Origin of the sequence: Aeoliella straminimaris, assembly GCF_024054565.1 — a bacterium.
GTDB classification, from domain to species: domain Bacteria; phylum Planctomycetota; class Planctomycetia; order Pirellulales; family Lacipirellulaceae; genus Aeoliella; species Aeoliella straminimaris.
The window spans coordinates 544,807-561,851 of record NZ_JAMXLR010000036.1 but is presented as its reverse complement, the minus strand read 5'-3'; the positions used below and the strand labels follow the sequence as shown (position 1 = coordinate 561,851).

Here is a 17,045-nt window from a genome sequence, read left to right as displayed (position 1 = left end):
CAAGCATGCCAGGCCCAAGGATCGAACTACATCACCGCAAAGTAATTCTCGACGGCGAAGTCGAGGTTCTCGTTGGTCATCACGGCCGGCTGCTTCACGTAGTGGCAGAAGTTCTTGATCTGCAACAACAGGTCGCGCGGCTGGCAGCATCGCATCGGTCGGCCGATCGATTTGTAGTGCGTCTTGATCAGGTACTCCAACGATTCCTGGCTATATTTCACCCCGATGATGGGGGCCATGATCTGGAACAGCTCTCGGAACGCCGGTTCTTCTGGATCACCCACCTCGATCTTGTAGGGAATACGACGCAGGAACGCATCGTCCACCAGGTCCTTTGGTTCGAGGTTGGTGGAAAAGATAATCAGCTGATCAAACGGCACTTGAATCTTCTTGCCGCTGGCCAGATTGAGGAAGTCGTACCGCTTTTCGAGCGGGACAATCCAGCGGTTGAGCAACTCGTCGGTGGTCATGCGCTGACGGCCAAAGTCGTCGATCACCAGGGTGCCGCAATTGCTCTTGAGCTGCACCGGAGCTTCGCTCACGTTGGTGGCCGTGTTGAGGGTCACCTCCAGCGAACTCATCGTCAACTCACCACCAACCACGATCGTCGGCCGGCGGATGCGGACCCAGCGATTGTCGACCTTGCGAACGTCGAGCAGGCCCTCGAAATCCTCTTCCGGCGCCGGCTCGTGCATACTGGGATCGTACAGCCGCAAGATCTCGCCATCGATGCCGATTGAGCGCGGAATCCAGACATATTCGCCGAAGGCCTTGGTGACGCGTTCGGCAATGCTCGTCTTACCGTTACCCGGCGCGCCATACAGGAACAGACCACGGCCAGAGTTAATGGCGGGCCCCAACCGCAGCAGCATTCGCTTGTCGATCAGCAAATCGTCGAAGGCCCGGTGCAGATCCTCTTCCGACGGGTGTTGATCGGCCATGGTCTGCTTCGCCACACTATCGATGTAGTGCCTGAGCGACACCGGTGCCGAACCAAAGTAGGTGCAGTGCTCGCTGAGTTTCTTGGCCCGCTCGCGCCCCTTGTTGGTGAGTTGGTAGATATAGTCGTTCATGACGGACGCGCCGCGGTGGGCGACCATCTGATCCTGCTTCATTTGCTGTAGCGTGGGATCGACTAATCGGAAGGGCAGCTTCACCTGGTCTGCCAGATCACGACCGCTCGCTTCGCTGCGGGCGTTAAGGATCTTGAGCAACAGGTCTTCCACTTCACTTTCGGTCAGTCCTGCGGCGCGAAGACTTTCGGGCTCGCTGGGGAACCAATCGCCATGGCTGTCCCGTTGGTCAGCGAACGCTTCGCTGGCGACGGAGGTCTGCGCTGCATCTTGAGGAACTTCCGGTCGAGTGGCCTCGCTCACCACGGCAATGGCCTCGGCCACGTCGTCTGCGGCACCATCGCCGGTGGCCGTCAGCTCGTGAATCCTCGTCAACAAGACATCGAGACGATTTTGGGCAGGTTCTTGCGTAACAACTGCCGAATCTTTTTCGGAGGAGGACATTTTGTTAGCTCGGTCTTACGCGCAAAGTGAAATGGGAAAGCAGTGCACAGCAGGCGGCGCACGACCGCAGCGATAGCGATCACCTGCCTGCGCCTATCGTTAAAGCTACCTCGATTCTGGCCGCGAGCAAGCAACAACTGATCGACAGCCTCTATGGAGCAGGTGAGCGCGGTACTAACGATTGTGACTACTGCCAACGAACGTCTGCGGAATACCGGTCAAGGAGTTTGCCCCTGTGTCCAAATCACGCAAGCTAGGGTTTACTGTCGCGAAGTGCGAGGTGTGGCAGACGTAGACGGTCTGTCTCGCCCATCGACATTGCCGCCGACTTTTCGCTACTTCGACCTCTAGCCCAACACTGAACCGTGACTGCGACTGCCACGAATGCAAAGAATGAACTCAGCGAAGGAACGCTGGAACTTCACAACGAAGCACTCGAAACGCTGTTTCAACGGCTCAGCGAGCTGTCGAGCCTGCCATCGATTGCGCTTCGAATTATCGAAGCGGCTGTCGACGAGCATACCGACGCCGAAGACCTGCGACAGTTGATCGAGCGCGATCCGGCGTTGGCCGCGCGGATTATCCGCATCGTCAACTCCTCGTTCTACGGGGTGCGGCAGGAAGTGGCCGATCTGCGGAGCGCCATCGCACTGCTGGGTACCAAACAGATTCGCAACGTGGCGATCACCGTGTTCGTCTCGCGGCAATTCAGCCCGTCGAACACCAAGGACACGCTCGACCGCAACCAACTGTGGAGCCACTCGATGGCCGTTGGCGCGGTGGCCCGCCTGCTGGCCAAAACACTACACGTGGCCGATCCGGAAGAAGCGTACCTGGCCGGCCTGCTACACGACATGGGCCTGCTGATCATCGACCAGCACCTGGCCCGCCATGTTCCGCGGATTCGCACGTCGATGCAGGAAGGCCTCTCGCTGCATGAATCGGTGCACAGGATTCTGACGTTCTGCCCTTCACAACTGGGTGCCTATGTCGCGTGGCGGTCGAAGTTCCCGTCGCGACTGGTAACGAGCATCGAATTCCATCACAAACCGGAAGACTACAAGGGCGACGACCGCCAATTGACCGACTTGGTTGCCGTTTCCGACTACATTGCCACGCGCAGTGGCGCAGGGGTAATGAAAGAGGCCGCGCCGATTACTCCGACCGAGACCGTTTTCGAGCGGCTGGCCCTCAACGAAGAGCGGCTGTCGGACATCTGGTCGCAAATCGACGAGACGCTCGAGGCCACCAAGGCCATGGCGGCCGTGTAGACTTGGTGCGATGCCGGCAACCTTCCATGCGAAGTGCGCCTTGCGGTAACATGGAAGCAGTGGACCACACTCAACCGCAACTCCCTTGACCACCATGCAAATCGTCATCACCGCAGTTGGACCCGACAATCGCGGGCTCGCCGATCCGATTGTGCACTCGGTAACTGGCCTGGGCGCCAATATCGCCGAGATCCAGATGTACGATCACGACCAGCAATCGGTGTTCTCGATGCTGACCCGCGTGGAGGTAGACGCCTCGCACCGGCAGGAACTCGAGCAGGCCATGGCAGAGGTGGCTCGCACCACAGGTCTGTCGGTTCGAACCTGGTCGCCGGAGATCACCGAGCGCAAACCCCGCCTGGCCATCTGCGTGACCTTTCGCCACGAAACTCCGCTGGCCGTGTTGCGTGCGATTCGCGACGGACACATCAAAGCGGAAGCCTGCGTGATGATTGGCAACCGCGAAAAGTGCCGGCACCTGGCCGAGCAGTTCGGCGTGCCCTGGGAGAACATTGCCGACTCTTCAGGTTCTCCTGACGACGGACGACTGATCGATATCTGCGACGAGCATGACGTCGACTACATCGTACTGGCCCGCTACATGCGAGTGCTGCCCCCATCGAGTTGCTGGAAGTATGCCGGCGGGCGGATCATCAACCTGCACCATGGCCTGCTGCCCAGCTTTCCGGGCATCCGCCCCTACCAGGAGGCATTCGCCAGCCGGATGCTGACCTACGGTGCGACCAGTCATTTCATCGTGCCGGAGCTGGATGCCGGCAACCAGATCATCTACCAGTCGACCTTCACGGTACCGCCGGGCATGTCGTGCGAGGAGATCATCCGCCGCGGCCAGGAAGACAACGAACCACACTGCCTGGTCGAGGGCGTGCGGCGTGTGGTGGATGGCGAAGTGCGGCTGCACTTCAATCGCGTCGTGGCAATGAAGTAGCTTTCGCACCAAACGGCCGCTGGCCGGCATCCCTCGCAAGAGATACCGGCCAGCATGCCAGTTTCCAGTTGCTGCGAACAGCCAACTACGGCAGCGGCACCGTGCCACCGAACTCGGTGATGGCGGGATCGATGTCGAACGTACCGGCATTGGCCGTATCGATCGTATCGCCGTCATCATTCGGCGTGGTGAGGTTCTGAACGCGGAACGTACCAGCATTCTCGATCAGGAAGTAGTCGTCACCACCATCACCCGAGGTGGCAGTGTTTCCTTCCATCCGCAGGTTCAGTCGGGAACCTGCCGCATTGGTCGAGGCGGTGAACGCGTCATTCGTAGCGTTGCTCATATTGTTATTGAGGAACGTGGAGTTAAGCGTCGCATCGCCGCTGGACTGCAACTCGACCGTTGAGGCGGTCGCCGAGTCGTTGGTCATCGAGTTTTCGCTGACCAGCAGGTTAACCGTCTTCAAAGTGGCATCGTTGCCCGTAATCAACAGTGCTTCCGCATCGCTGGTATTGTCGAGCGTATTGCCCGTGACAAATATGTCCGCGTTGTTGGCGTTACCGTTGATATTGAGTTCCACCGTCGCCAGAGCAGTATCCTCGATAACATTGTCGTTGAGGGTAATGCTCACATCGTTGGCATTGCCCGCGTTGAGCAGAACACCCTGAGCCGAGGTGCCGGAGATCTCGCTGCTGTTGATCGACACCGTCGAATCGGCGCCGAAGCCGGCAACGTGGTTGATCTCAACACCCGCTCCACCCGTGGCACTGATGTCCAGGAAGTTGAGCGTGACATCCTCGACGTTGGTCAGCGAAACTGCCGATCCCGTGGTGTTGGCCAGGCTGCCGCCGTCGCCGACGTTGCTGCCCGTACCAATGACCACCGGACCACCGGTCACGTCGTTCATGATGACACCGCTCACAGCACCGTCGACCGTCACGCTGTCGATCAGGATGCCAGCCGGGGCAACCTCGACCGTATCGAGATCCAAACCGGTACCCGTCGTGGTGGTGATCGTATTACCAGCACCGATGATGCTGAGACCCTCGGTATTGGTAGCCACGAAACCATCGCCCGACGTGGTGGTGATGTCCATGTCGGCGAACGATATGGTGGTATCGGTGTTGTTATTGAGCGTCACCGCGTCGTTGGTGGTGGTATCCAAATCGGTGCCACCGATGAAGCTGTAGCTGCCGCCCGTGTTGTTCTGCACCAGGATACCCTGGCCGGTGCTGGTCACCTCGTCGTCGAAGCTGACCGTTCCGTCGGAGTGATTCTCGATGCGTACGGCGAAGCCCGTGTCGTCGGTGATGGTGCCGTTATAGTCGACGTTGGCGTCGCTGTCGGTGATCACGAAGGCATCTCCCGTCGGGTTGATGATCTCCGAGTCGGCCGCGAACGAGAAGGTACCGGACGAGCCATTTACGATATCGACACCAGCGTCGCCACCGTTCAGCACGACCGCGTCGTTGAACTGGTAGGTACCGTCAGCATTGTCGAACTGCAGTCCCGTACCGTCGGTGGCTTCGACCACCCCGGTGCCGGCTTCCGATTCGGCAAAGGTCATGGTGCCGTCGTGTCCACCACTGACCGACACAGCCGCCGCGTTGTTCGACTGGGTAATCTTGCCCGCAAAGTCGACGTCGGCCGAGCCACCTACGACGTTGAATGCTACGCCGGTGGGGTCGGTGATGGTGGTTTCGGTGAAGGTGAAAGTACCGTCCGAGCCGTTGATGATGTCCACACCGGTATCAGCACCGTTGCTCGAACCATCCAGCGTTACCGAACCGACGAAACCATAGTCGCCATCGGCGTTGTTGAACTGTAGGCCCGTGCCGTTAGTGGCGTTGATCACGTCGGTGGTGTCGTCCGGTGACAGGAAGGTCATTGCCCCATCATGCCCGCCAGTAACGGAGACGGTCGCCACGTTGTTCTCCTGAGTGATTTCGCCCGTGAAGGTGAACACCGAAGAGCCGCCATCGACCAGAATCGCTTCGCCCGTGGGGCTGACGATCGTGCCGTCGGCGAACGTGAAGGTACCGTCGCTATCATTCAGCAAGTCGATGCCGGTGTCCGCACCGTTGGCGGTGCCATCCAGCACCACGGCGTCGTTGAAGATGTATCCACCGTCGGCGTTGCTGAACACCAGACCATCGCCATTGAAGGCGTCGATCACGCCGCCGTCGGTATCCCCTTCGTTGAAGGTCAGGGTGCCGGTATGTTCGCCCTCGACGAGCAACGTCGTAGCGGCGTTGTTCTGGGTGATCTTACCGGTGTAGTTCAGACTCATCTCACCACCATCGAAGTGGAGAGTGGTGCCGGTGGTGTCGGTGATCGTGGCGTCCAGCATGGCAATCGAGCCGTCCGAGTCATTCGAAACGTCAATGCCCTGCGTGGTGCCGGTCATGGATACGGCGTCGACAAAGGTGTACGTGCCGTCGGCATCGTTGAACACCATGCCATCGCCACTTGTGGCGTCGACCACGCCGTTGCCGTCGGCGCCTTCGAAGAAGTCGAGGGCACCACTGTGGCCGTTCTCAACCAGCAGCACCTCGCCGGTGTCGCCCTGGGTGATGTTACCCGTGTACGAAATGTCTGCCTCGCCACCACTGACGTGAAGCGCTGCAGCGCCCGTATCGGTGATTTGCACTTCGGCGAAGGTGTGCGAACCGTTGCTGTCGACCACCGAAATGCCCATGCCAGCCTGGTTGGTAATGGTGGCGTCGGTGATGTTCACCGAACCATCGTTGGCGGTCAGCAAGATGCCAGCGGTGCCGGCACTCGAATCGTTGGTGTAGTTCTCGATGGTGGCCGTGCTAATGTTATTCGACAAGTTGATGCCAACGCCGCCGTTGCCGGTGCTGGTCACGTCCGAGATAGCGATGCTTTCGGTAATTGGTACGCTCGCCCCCTCAGGTGAGTTGGCATCGATATTGATGTCGTCGCCAGCCACGTTTTCGAAGGTGAGGTCGGAGAGAATCGGAGTGAATTGAACCGCCAGTTCGTCCTCCGGAGTTTCCGGATCGTCTTCAATCACACCGGGTGTGAGCGTAATGCCGTTGCCGGTCATGTTGGAGATCGACAGATTGTTGAGGTCGACGCCCAGCGTTCCGTTGGGCGAAACAATGGCGTTGGCCCCGCCATTCATGACGAAGTTCGACACTTCGATGGTGTTCGTGGCCAGGGTGATCACGTCTTCGCCGGCTCCGCCATTGATGACCGGTACGGCGCCATCCAGTGCTCCGGCCGAGGTCTCGGGCAGTACCACGTCGCCAAAGTTGGTGGTGTTCACGATGTGCTCGATGCCGCCACCTTCGCCCAGCATTCGCTGGCCGTCCAGCAACACGGCCTGTTGGTCCGTAAAGCTGCTGTCGGAGTGCACGAGCACGATGCCTGGCGAGGCGCCCGTGCCTTCGATGTCATCCAGGTTGTTCAGCGGGTTCTCAAACGAACCATCGCCACCGGCGGCAGCCGAACTGTCGACGTGCACGACGCGAATGTCTTCGACTTCGCCGTCGCCGTCGAGGTCGCCTTCAAGAATTTCGCCACCCAGGACGGTGTCCTGCTTGACGGCCACGTAGTCGTTACGAATCACAGGCTCACGGAACCGTTGGTACAGCCCCGGGCCGGTTTCCGAAGGATCACGCGTACGGCCGATGAACCACGTGACGCTGAATACGGTGTTGGTGCCGAACTCGTCGTCGTCGTTCACCGCCAATTGAACAGCCAGGTCGGGAGTCAGGTACCCACGCGCACCAATCTTCAGGCCCGCGGTATCGACCGTATCACCCCACAGGCCATAACCGCCGGCAAACACCCACAGGTCGCGGTTGCCCATCCGTCGTGCCAGTTCGAAATCCTGAACTGTGAGGGCTTCGTCCGTACCGGCAATGGTCTCCTGCACCAGGAAGTCGCCCTGGTAGTTGATGTTGTCGGTGGCGACAAAGTCACCCACTTCGATGTCGCTGAAGGGAATGTAGGTGTTAGCCCGTACGTCCCAGAAATCGCCCAGGTATTCCAACGAAATGCCGATCTGCGGCAGGAAGTTTTCGTTGATGGTGGTCGTACCGTCGGACCACAGGCTAATGCCGGCGATCTTGGCGCTGTCGGCACTGTTGGGCAGCAGCGGCAGCGTCATGAACCGATAGCCGATACCCGCGTTGTAGCCGACTTTGGATTCGTCGTTCAGCGTCACCTGGCCATCGACGAACCACACGCCGTTGGCTCCGTCGAACACCTTCATGGTGCCGAGGTCCAGGTTGCCGCGGACCTGGCCATAGCTCTGCGTGTTATAGCGAGCTCGCAGGTGCGACCCCAGGCTGGGACTATAGTTCATCCCATAGGGAGAATAGGTGGTGCCGGGCGTGGCGATATAGCTGGAGTCGGTGGAATAAACGACTTCACCAGCACTGGGAACGCCCTGAACAGGCGCACCTTGTTCGACGATTTCTTGCGCCGACGCACACGTGGCAGTTGCCAGCCAAGCGATTGTCATAGCAGAAACAATGCCACGGCCTCGCCGCAGGAGGTACTCACAGCCTTGCACGATAAGCTCCTAGAAAAGTGCTGGGCCAAGGGTGTCGTTGGGTATGCTTGGCGCTCGCGGGGCGGATTCTAGCTACTCGGCCGAAGTCGGCAAGGTCAGCTGAATCCGCAAAGTCTATACAGTCGCTACGACGCTCATCGGCAGAACCAACAGGCTTTCACCAGCCATTTCCCATAACTTTATCGGCAGGGTTTATCCAAACTGCCAAATCGCTGCGGCCAGGCCGCAGGGCAGCTCCTGGCATGCTGTCACTCGCAGCACACCTGGCGATCCAGGCAGCGATCCGGCAAGCGGCGGGCCCACGCAAACTTCGCTTGTCACGGGCGGGTGCTTTTCCTACATTTCCCGCCCACGAGAAGTGGAATTGCTACTCAAAAACCACGGGACGGATCCTTGCCATGAATAAATTCGCCAGCGTTATCGCCCTCGCCTGTTCTGCCCTGCTGTCGATCGGCTGCAACAACATCGAACAAACGCCGCCGCCCACAGCGGCAGCCAAGCCGTCCGCTGGCATTGCCATCATCGATCTGGATGAGGTCGCTCGGCAACTCGGTAGCGACAAAAAGATCGTGAACGCCATCAAGCAGCGGGAAAGCGCCCTGAACACCAAACTGGTTGAGTTGGCCCAGAACTACACCAGCGAGTTCAAGAAGCAGAAGGAAGCGATCGAGGCCCAAGCGCAGAATCAGGAAGGAGAGGTTCAACTCGCCACCTACAAGCAGCAAGTCAATCAGAATTTCAAGACCGCTCGCGCCCAAGCGCAACAGAACCTATCGCAGCACCGCCAGAAGCTCATCGGCCAGTTTCGCGAGGCGGTTCGCCCCACAGCCCGCAAGGTGGCCCAAGAGCGTGGTCTATCGGTAATTGTGACGCAGCAGGATAGCCTGTTGTACGACTTCGACCCCGAGTGCGATATCACCGACGACGTCGTGAAAGCACTGCGTGCTTCGACCGCCGCGAAGAAGACGGCCGCCCAAGAGCCTGCCAACAAGCAGGGCTGAGCCTCAGAGCCTGATAGCAGAAAGCAAAGTCCCCTCTCCCGGAAGCTCACGCAAGTGAGTATCCGGGAGAGGGGACTTTTCGTTGGCTGAGACAGAGTGCGCCGAGTTGTGGCCCTCAGTATTTGAGCTCATCCTGCATGGGAGTTGCCAGCAGCTTGCGACGACGCAGCCGCGACACGCCCCACAGGGCCAGCGGCGCCAGCAACCAGGCGGTTGAAGGCTCGGGTACGCTGGTCGATATCTGGGCTGCGGATCCCGAGATAGCACTTTCGAGGCTCGCACTACCGGGCGATGAGAAGGCGGAGGAAGCACTGCCACGATTCTGCAGTTGTAGTGCCGAGGCGATGGGGCCAACGAACGAGAAGTCTTCGTCGGCCTCGACCACGAAGGCACGTTTGACCACAACCAGCTTGTCCTCTTCTGTCACCGGTACGTCGATGAACGTCAAGTTGCCCGGCGATCCAAACTCGTCACTCAGGTCGACCTGATCGAGCTCCATGATGCTGTCGATGGTATTCATGTTCACGATCTCGGCAAACGGCACAAAGCCCTGATCGTCGAGAAAGTCGTTGTCGCCCAGATTGATGAAGAAGCTGCTGGTACCACTGTTCACGTCGCCACCGGCCAGGGCGAGCGACACGGTGCCCCGCGAGTTGGTGATGGAATTGAAATCGACCGCACCGTCGCCGTCCGCGTCCACAATGGCTTCAGGCAACCGCTCGACGGGCGTGGACAGTTGCGGCCACAGATCAGGAGTGGGCTGGAACCCCAGGAAGCCACCCATCTGCAGGACGAAGTCGTCCGAGGGATCATCGTTGTCGCCATCGACCGCACGGTTGATGGCCGTGAAGTGATAGCGTCCCAGACCAACGTAGGCGATCAAGTTGTCGACCAATGGTTGCAGGTTGGGATCGTCGTCGGGATTCAGCACCATGTCGAAGCTGCCGACATTGGTCTCGAATCGCACGGTCTGGGCCATCGCCACCGTGCTGCTCATTCCCAACAACACGATAGCCACAAGAAACAATCTGGACATGCGATCTACAACCTGGGGTGCAACAACAATTTGAGAAGGAGGCGAGGCCGACGGTTGCACGGCAGGAGGGTGGGACCGCCAACGTGGGTGCTCGCGAGGATTCTGTTCCGAGATCTTTATTCTACTCGGAGCTGCGGTTCGTGCAAAAAAACTGCGCCAAGAACTGCCAGATCAGCTCGCTGGCCGAAAGCCCCAGCAGCGATGCCCCTAGAAAACACCAAGGGGGGGCTTCGCCCGGCCAGGTGTGCCCGCCCCCGGTGATTCGTATTTCCACCATCTGATCCACCCCGTGCTGGGTGGCGTAAATCGCACGGTGGGCGTCGAGCCGCTGGTCGTTGGCCAGGGCCCGGTCGTAGGGAATCTGCTGATACTGCGGCTCGATGCTCGGCAATCCACACGCGTCCGCCCAGTGGGTGAGCGAGTCGTGCACCGAGGGGAACTCAATCTGCCGCAAGCTCCGCGCCCCCCCTCCCCCGTCGTACGGCACAAAGTGGTCGGCCGTGCCATGGATATGCAGCGCCGGCACCACCCGCGGCAGCGGCTCGGGTTCGAACGCCAGGCACCCGGCGACCGGGGCGATGGCCGCGATGCGATTCGGCAGGGCTGCCGCCAGGCGATAACAGAACATGCCACCGTTGGACATGCCCGTGGCGTACACTCGCGCGGGATTCACGTCGTAGCGGTCGAGCAGAGAGTCGAGCAGCCGCGTGGCGAATCCCACGTCGTCCACCTCGCGCCGCGAAGCATGCCCGCAACAGATGCCGGCATTCCAGGTCAGGTACTCGGGCGACGGACCGCTGCCCGCAGGAAACACCACGGCAAACCGACGCCGTTGAGCCAGCTCGGTCAGGTGGCAGAACCGCGACATGTCCAGTGGCGTGCTGCCGCCTCCGTGGAACGCCAGGACCAAGGGCAACGCTTCGCCTGGGGGCACGTGAGCATAGAAGTACCGCCCCGCGTCCTCACCACTCAGCTCCACTCGTTCCAACATTCGCGCCACCGCTCCGTAACAATTGTTCGTGTGAGCGGCTATTATTACGTGTAAGCTCCCATCGGACGAGGCGTTGCTCGTCAGCTATTTCCTGTGAATTCGATCATTTAGTCGGCAATTCCATCCATCAGCTCATTGCCACCACCGCGTTTGGACTCGAAAAGCTCGCTGCTCGCGAGCTTGAATCTTTAGGGTACGCGCCGCGCGTAGTACGTCCTGGCCGGGTGCAGTTCGAAGGCGACGACTCGGCCATCTGCCGGGCCAATCTGTGGCTGCGAACCGCCGAACGAGTCGTCGTGCTGGCAGGCTCGTTTCCGGCTACCGACTTCGGGCAATTGTTCGACGGTACCAACCAGTTGCCGTGGGAGCGGTGGATTCCTCGCGAGGGGGCGTTTCCCATCCGTGGTCGTTCGCACAAATCGCAACTCTCCAGTGTGCCAGCCTGCCAGAAAATTGTGAACAAGGCTGTGGCCGAGCGACTGCTGGCGGCGCACCAGACGGAGTCTTTGCCCGAAACCGGCGCAAAGTACAGCATCGAGGTCGAACTGTTCGACAACACGGCCTCGCTGCTGTTGGACACCAGCGGTGCGGGGCTGCACAAGCGTGGCTATCGCACCAGCGTGGCCGAGGGGCAGCTGCGCGAAACTCTGGCCGCGGCCATGGTGACGCTGAGCGTGTGGAACCGCGAGCGACCGATGATCGATCCGTTCTGCGGCACCGGCACCATTGCCATCGAAGCGGCACTGATCGGACGCAACTCGGCCCCGGGGCTCGACCGCGAGTTCGCCGCCGAGGCCTGGCCCACCATCGACACCGGGCTGTGGCACAATGCCCGCGAAGAGGCCCGCGATTTGTGGCAGCCGCCGCTCGAGCAGCGCATCGTCGCCACGGACCTGAACGCCAAGTCGCTGGAACTCGCCCGTCATCACGCCGAACGGGCGGGCGTGGCCGGCGACGTCCATTTCCAGCAGCGGCCGTTCGAAGAACTGACCAGCAGCCGCAAGTACGGCTGCATGATCTGCAACCCGCCGTACGGCATTCGCATCGGCAACGAGGCCGAGTCCATCGCGCTGCACAAGAAGCTGCCCATCGTACTGCGAGGATTGCCCACCTGGTCGCACTACGTGCTGACCGCCCGTGGCGACTTCGAGCGACTCATCGGGCAAGAGGCCACCCGGCGGCGCAAGCTCTACAACGGCCGCATCGAGTGCACCTACTACCAGTTCCTCGGTCCGAAACCACCACGTGGCGATCGGCCACCGATGGCGGAGCCGCAAGCTGAAGAGGTTCATCCGAAACCCAAGAAGACCGTGGAGCCGGTATTCGGCGGCTTGCAGGAAGACTCCCAGCGGCAAGCAACCGATTTTGCCAACCGGCTGGCTAAACGGGCTCGCCATCTGCGCCGGTGGCCCACCCGGCGGGGCATCACCTGCTTTCGTCTATACGATCGCGACGTTCCCGACGTACCGCTGTCGGTCGATCGCTACGAAGACGCCCTGGTGGTGGCCGAGTATCGCCGCCCCCACGAGCGAACACCCGCCCAGCACGCCGACTGGCTCGACCTGATGCTCCGCACCGCCGCCGAGACGCTGGAAGTGGACCGCGATCGCGTGTTCCTCAAGACCCGCGAGACGCAAAGCGGCGAGAAGCAATACGGCAAGTTCGGCGCCGAGAGCGAAACCATGGTCGCTCACGAAGGTGGCCTGAAGTTTCTAGTAAACCTGTCCGACTATCTCGACACAGGCCTGTTTCTCGACCACCGCCAGACGCGGCAGATGGTTCGCGAGGAGGCCGATGGCAAGCGATTCCTGAACCTGTTCGCCTACACGGGGGCGTTTACCGTCTACGCGGCGGCCGGAGGTGCAGAAAGCACCACCACGGTCGACCTGTCTCGCAACTACCTGGCGTGGGCCGAGGAAAACCTGAAACGAAACGAGCTGGCCGGCCCGCAGCACCAGTTCGTCGTGGCCGACTCCCGCGAATGGCTCACCACCCTGCCCCAGGAGGAGCTGTTCGACCTGGTGGTGGTCGACCCACCCACGTTTTCCAACACCAAGCGGACCACCACCGGGCGGCAGGAAATCGACGACTGGGACGTGCAGCGTGACTATGCAGGTCTGCTGGAAGAACTCGCCGCGCGGATGCCGACCGGCGGCGTGGTGTACTTCAGCACCAACTTCCGCCGCTTCAAGTTCGACGAGAAGCAACTGCCGAGCTACAGCGCGCGGGAAATTTCCAAGCAAACTGTGCCGGAGGACTTCCGCAACCAACGGATCCATCGCTGCTGGCGACTGGTGAGGGAGTGAGTTTGGAGGGCCAATGGAATGGTCGAATCTGCCGAGATTGACCCGCGACCGCCATATGGTAGAATGTAATTACATTGTTATCACTCCCGGAACGTGACAAATGGAAATCAACCTGATTCCAATCGGCAATTCGCAGGGCGTACGGTTGCCAAAGTCGGTCATCGAACAAGCTGGCCTGGCCGGGCCGCTGGAGCTGGAAGTTGCCGACGGAGCTGTGATCATCCGCCCCGCGAAGAAGAATCCCCGCGAGGGATGGGAGGAGGAAGCAGCTGAGTTGCATGCACTCGGCGGCGACAACGTTGATGACTGGGACTGCACTCTCCTGGATTTCGACGGAGAATGGGAGTGGTAGTCAAACGATTTGAGGTCTGGATCGCTCAGCTCGAACCTACACGAGGGGCCGAGATGAGAAAGGCTCGCCCAGTCGTGATTGTCTCTCCTGATGAACTGAATCGCCAGCTGCGAACAGTCATCGTCGCCCCGCTCACTTCTGGGCGACGTTACTCTTTTCGCGTACCAACTCGTGTGCAAGGTCGAGACGGAGTGGCAGCAATTGACCAACTCCGATCCATTGACAAGCAGAGGCTCACTAAGAAGCTAACGACTCTTCGAGCACCTACAACCAAGAAACTCATGGATGCAATTCAGACAGTATTTGAACTGTGACCGAGTGGCTCTTGTTAAGAAACGCTTGCTTCCTGGCTAGAACATCTCCAAGGCGCGAGTTGTCCATTAGTCCCAGGCCAACGGGACACCGATGTTGAGATGCTCAATCGAGGGATCGAGTTTGAGTACATATTCTCGACCAAATGGCCAAGGAGATGTCGAACTGCCCGGTGCAACGTCCTTGAACTCCAACAGTTTCAATAGGACAAAGTGCAAGACATCGGAACCCACCAAATAGCGTGGATACTCTGATCCTATCCCCTCGAAAAAGGCAACCGGCGACGTGGTGGACTTATCAGCGAGCGCCACGTAGTAGTTACCGAAGTCGTCGCGCGCGATGGGTATCCAATTGGACTTCTTCCAGTCAGGATAAGATTCCCAAATCTCGCTGATCCGCGATCCTCGTTCTGCCGTATCGACTCCCAGATACCCCGCCGCTCCGTTTGTAATCCGCAACCAAGCTCTGAGATCGTCAGGCAATTTCCAGTTGTATTTCTTTTCGAATGCGCCAATTGCTCGCTGCGAAGCTCCCGGCGGATAAGCATCGACAGCACGAAAACCCGGTTTCAAGGTGAATGGATCGCGCGTGATGGGATGTGCTTCACGGTACGCTCGCCTCTCCTCTAGGAGTTCAACGATGCGTTCAATTAGCGGAAGTTGGTCACGGTCCAAGTGAACGTCCTCGCACAGAGAATGCATGCAAACTATCTCGCCCATCCCGCCGCCTACAGCTTCAATTGCCGCTTGAGTTCCGCCAATTCCTCGGCGAAGCCGCTGCTCAGGATCGGGAAGCGGCACCAGCTCTTCGGGTCCAGGTTCTCATCGTCCACGTGGAAGCTGGGGGCGTAGCGTTCGCGTTTCCATTGGTTGCGGCACCACAGTTCGAAGAACCGCACGACCCATTGGCCGATCTGCCGCTCGTCGTAGTCGGAGAACTGGGCACGGATCACAGTATACACGTCTTGCGGCAGTTGCTTGTCGCGGATTGCTGCGCGCTCGATGGCGTCCAGCACGGCGTAGGGCATCAGGTCGGCCTCGTCGGTCTGCCCCTCGTCGTGCGGGCGAAGTTCCGCGGTGGGCTGCTGTGAGGTGACCACGCTCAACTCTGGCAGCGGTGGCAGGTCGTCCGGCCCCACCATTTCCATCCAGCGGAGCCACGACAACAGGAACTGTTTGTCGATGCCAGCCACTGGCGAGAGCCCGCCAGCCGTGTCGCCATCCATCGTGGCGTAACCGACGGCCGCTTCGCTGCGATTGCTGGTCGACAACAACAGAGCACCGCGGAGATTCGCCAACAGCCACGCTCCGGGCGCCCGGCTACGGGCCTGAATGTTCTGCAGCGCCAGGTCGTCGTGATCCCAGGAGAGCTCGCGGCCGATGGCTTGCGAAACGAGCTGCACGTAGCTCTCGTTCACCGCATCGATGTCCCACTCCAGAAATTCCGCGCCGACAGCCTCGGCCACCGTGCGGGCCGAGTTGCGGGTGGTTTCGGTGGAGTTCCGTGTCGGCTGGTACACGCATGTGAGCAAAGCCCCGGTGAACGCCTTGGCCACGGCGTCGTGGTCGCTGGTGTCGAGCGACTCCTGCACCGCCGCCAGACGCAGCGGTGCGCCCAAGCGTTCGACGAATTCCGCCGGCGACATTTCCTTGAGCGCCCGCCGAACCATCAGGTGCACCAGCACCGCCACGGCCGACGAGTCGGCCCCGCCACTGAGGCTGACCACGAAGCCCTGCGTGCGACTCTTCCGCAGGTAGTCGAACAGCGCCAGCGGCACCGCCCGGCTGAAGTTTTCGTGCTTCGCAAACTCGCCGGTCTCCCACGGTTCGGGCTCGGCAGTGTGATTCACGAGGCCCGGTCCTGCATCGTTCCAGGCGAACGACACCAGTTGCAACGTGTCGCCATGCCGCTCGACCTTGAGCCGCGAATCGAACGCCAGTCCCCGTGCCAGTCGATTGCGATGCACATCGAAATCGGCCACGGTCAGCTCGACGTCCGAATAGCTGAACAATCGGCCGCGGGCGCTCATCTTGCCGCCGCTGGCCATGAGCACGCCGCCGTCGTACAAGCTGCGGCCCGACTCGTTGCCCAACAGGTTGCAGTAAACGTAGGTAACGCCGAACGCCCGCGAGCCTTCGAGCACGAACCGCTCGCGGACGGCCTGCTTACCAAAGGCAAAGTGACTGGCGCTGGGGTTGAGAATCACGTCCGCGCCGCGTCGGGCCAGGCGGCCGCCGGGGCGTTCGGCGATCCAGGCGTCGCGGCAGATCTCGAAGCCGATCCGCACGCCGCCGACGTCGAACAGCAGGTCGCCCACTGGGTACAGCCGACCGTTCCACTCGATCTGTCCCACCACGCCCGCCGGCCACGGCCGGAACCAGCGCGGTTCGTAGTGGATGCCGTCGCTGGCCATGAACTGCTTGCAGACGATGCCGGCCAGTTCGCCATCGACCATCAGGGCCGCGGCGTTATACAGACTGGCCTCGTAAAACAGCGGCAGCCCCACAGCCACGGCCATGCCCTTGGTGTGTGGCAACAACTCGGCAATCTCGTCCAAGGCACGCCGCTGCACACCGACCGAAAAGAACATGTCCTCGCAGCCGTAGCCGGTGATGGCGAGCTCCGGAAGGTTGAGAATCTGTGCCCCGGCGGCGCGAGCCTCGTTGATGGCCGAGAGCAGTCGCTCGCGATTGCCACTCCAATCGAGCGGAGTCTGATTCACACTGGCGGCGGCGATGCGGATGTTGTGCATTTTGGTGTC

12 protein-coding genes are annotated in these 17,045 nt (G+C 60.4%); 6 read left to right on the top strand and 6 right to left on the bottom strand.

The window, feature by feature from the left end; all coding sequences use genetic code 11:
* Positions 1–26 precede the first annotated feature (26 nt).
* Positions 27–1,517, bottom strand: a complete 1,491-nt coding sequence (locus NG895_RS11635) for an ATP-binding protein (protein ID WP_252852669.1) — start codon at positions 1,515–1,517, stop codon at positions 27–29.
* A 365-nt stretch (positions 1,518–1,882) separates the two neighbouring features.
* On the opposite strand from NG895_RS11635, the gene NG895_RS11630 reads away from it, so the two are divergent.
* Both NG895_RS11630 and NG895_RS11625 read left to right on the top strand, forming a co-directional pair.
* On the top strand, positions 1,883–2,788 hold the full coding sequence (locus NG895_RS11630) for an HDOD domain-containing protein (protein ID WP_252852668.1): 906 nt from the start codon (positions 1,883–1,885) through the stop codon (positions 2,786–2,788).
* A gap of 94 nt (positions 2,789–2,882) precedes the next feature.
* Positions 2,883–3,737: a formyltetrahydrofolate deformylase gene (locus tag NG895_RS11625; RefSeq protein ID WP_252852667.1), complete on the top strand. Its 855-nt coding sequence runs from the start codon at positions 2,883–2,885 to the stop codon at positions 3,735–3,737.
* Positions 3,738–3,822: 85 nt separating this feature from the next.
* On the opposite strand, the gene NG895_RS11620 is transcribed toward NG895_RS11625, so the two are convergent.
* Entirely contained in the window at positions 3,823–8,235 is a 4,413-nt protein-coding gene (locus tag NG895_RS11620; protein ID WP_252852666.1) for a beta strand repeat-containing protein, read from the bottom strand.
* Between the two features lie 449 nt (positions 8,236–8,684).
* Here NG895_RS11620 and NG895_RS11615 point away from each other — a divergent pair, with 449 nt between their 5' ends.
* Entirely contained in the window at positions 8,685–9,287 is a 603-nt protein-coding gene (locus tag NG895_RS11615; protein ID WP_252852665.1) for an OmpH/Skp family outer membrane protein, read from the top strand.
* 115 nt (positions 9,288–9,402) lie between these two features.
* Here the strand turns inward: NG895_RS11615 and NG895_RS11610 are convergent, their stop codons facing one another.
* Together NG895_RS11610 and NG895_RS11605 are read right to left on the bottom strand one after the other, a co-directional pair.
* Positions 9,403–10,323 (bottom strand): peptidylprolyl isomerase, encoded by a 921-nt coding sequence (locus NG895_RS11610; RefSeq protein WP_252852664.1) that lies wholly within the window; start codon positions 10,321–10,323, stop codon positions 9,403–9,405.
* A gap of 121 nt (positions 10,324–10,444) precedes the next feature.
* Positions 10,445–11,314, bottom strand: a complete 870-nt coding sequence (locus tag NG895_RS11605) for a CE1 family esterase (RefSeq protein ID WP_252852663.1) — start codon at positions 11,312–11,314, stop codon at positions 10,445–10,447.
* Between the two features lie 86 nt (positions 11,315–11,400).
* On the opposite strand from NG895_RS11605, the gene rlmKL reads away from it, so the two are divergent.
* The 3 genes from rlmKL (at position 11,401) to NG895_RS30880 (ending at position 14,286) form a co-directional block, all read left to right on the top strand.
* On the top strand, positions 11,401–13,620 hold the full coding sequence (rlmKL, locus tag NG895_RS11600) for a bifunctional 23S rRNA (guanine(2069)-N(7))-methyltransferase RlmK/23S rRNA (guanine(2445)-N(2))-methyltransferase RlmL (protein ID WP_341871453.1): 2,220 nt from the start codon (positions 11,401–11,403) through the stop codon (positions 13,618–13,620).
* Positions 13,621–13,720: 100 nt separating this feature from the next.
* Positions 13,721–13,972: an AbrB/MazE/SpoVT family DNA-binding domain-containing protein gene (locus NG895_RS11595; RefSeq protein ID WP_252852662.1), complete on the top strand. Its 252-nt coding sequence runs from the start codon at positions 13,721–13,723 to the stop codon at positions 13,970–13,972.
* Positions 13,960–14,286 carry a type II toxin-antitoxin system PemK/MazF family toxin gene (locus tag NG895_RS30880; RefSeq protein ID WP_425267218.1) on the top strand — a complete coding sequence of 109 codons (327 nt, stop codon included), beginning with the start codon at positions 13,960–13,962 and terminating at the stop codon, positions 14,284–14,286. The genes NG895_RS11595 and NG895_RS30880 overlap by 13 nt, the downstream gene beginning before the upstream one ends.
* Before the next feature lie 66 nt (positions 14,287–14,352).
* On the opposite strand, the gene NG895_RS11590 is transcribed toward NG895_RS30880, so the two are convergent.
* Both NG895_RS11590 and nadE read right to left on the bottom strand, forming a co-directional pair.
* The gene (locus tag NG895_RS11590; RefSeq protein WP_252852661.1) at positions 14,353–14,958 is read right to left on the bottom strand and encodes an SMI1/KNR4 family protein; all 606 of its coding nucleotides are present in this window, start codon (positions 14,956–14,958) and stop codon (positions 14,353–14,355) included.
* A 53-nt stretch (positions 14,959–15,011) separates the two neighbouring features.
* A complete protein-coding gene (gene nadE / locus NG895_RS11585) occupies positions 15,012–17,036 on the bottom strand; it encodes an NAD(+) synthase (protein WP_252852660.1) in 2,025 nt (674 codons plus the stop codon).
* Positions 17,037–17,045: the final 9 nt, after the last annotated feature.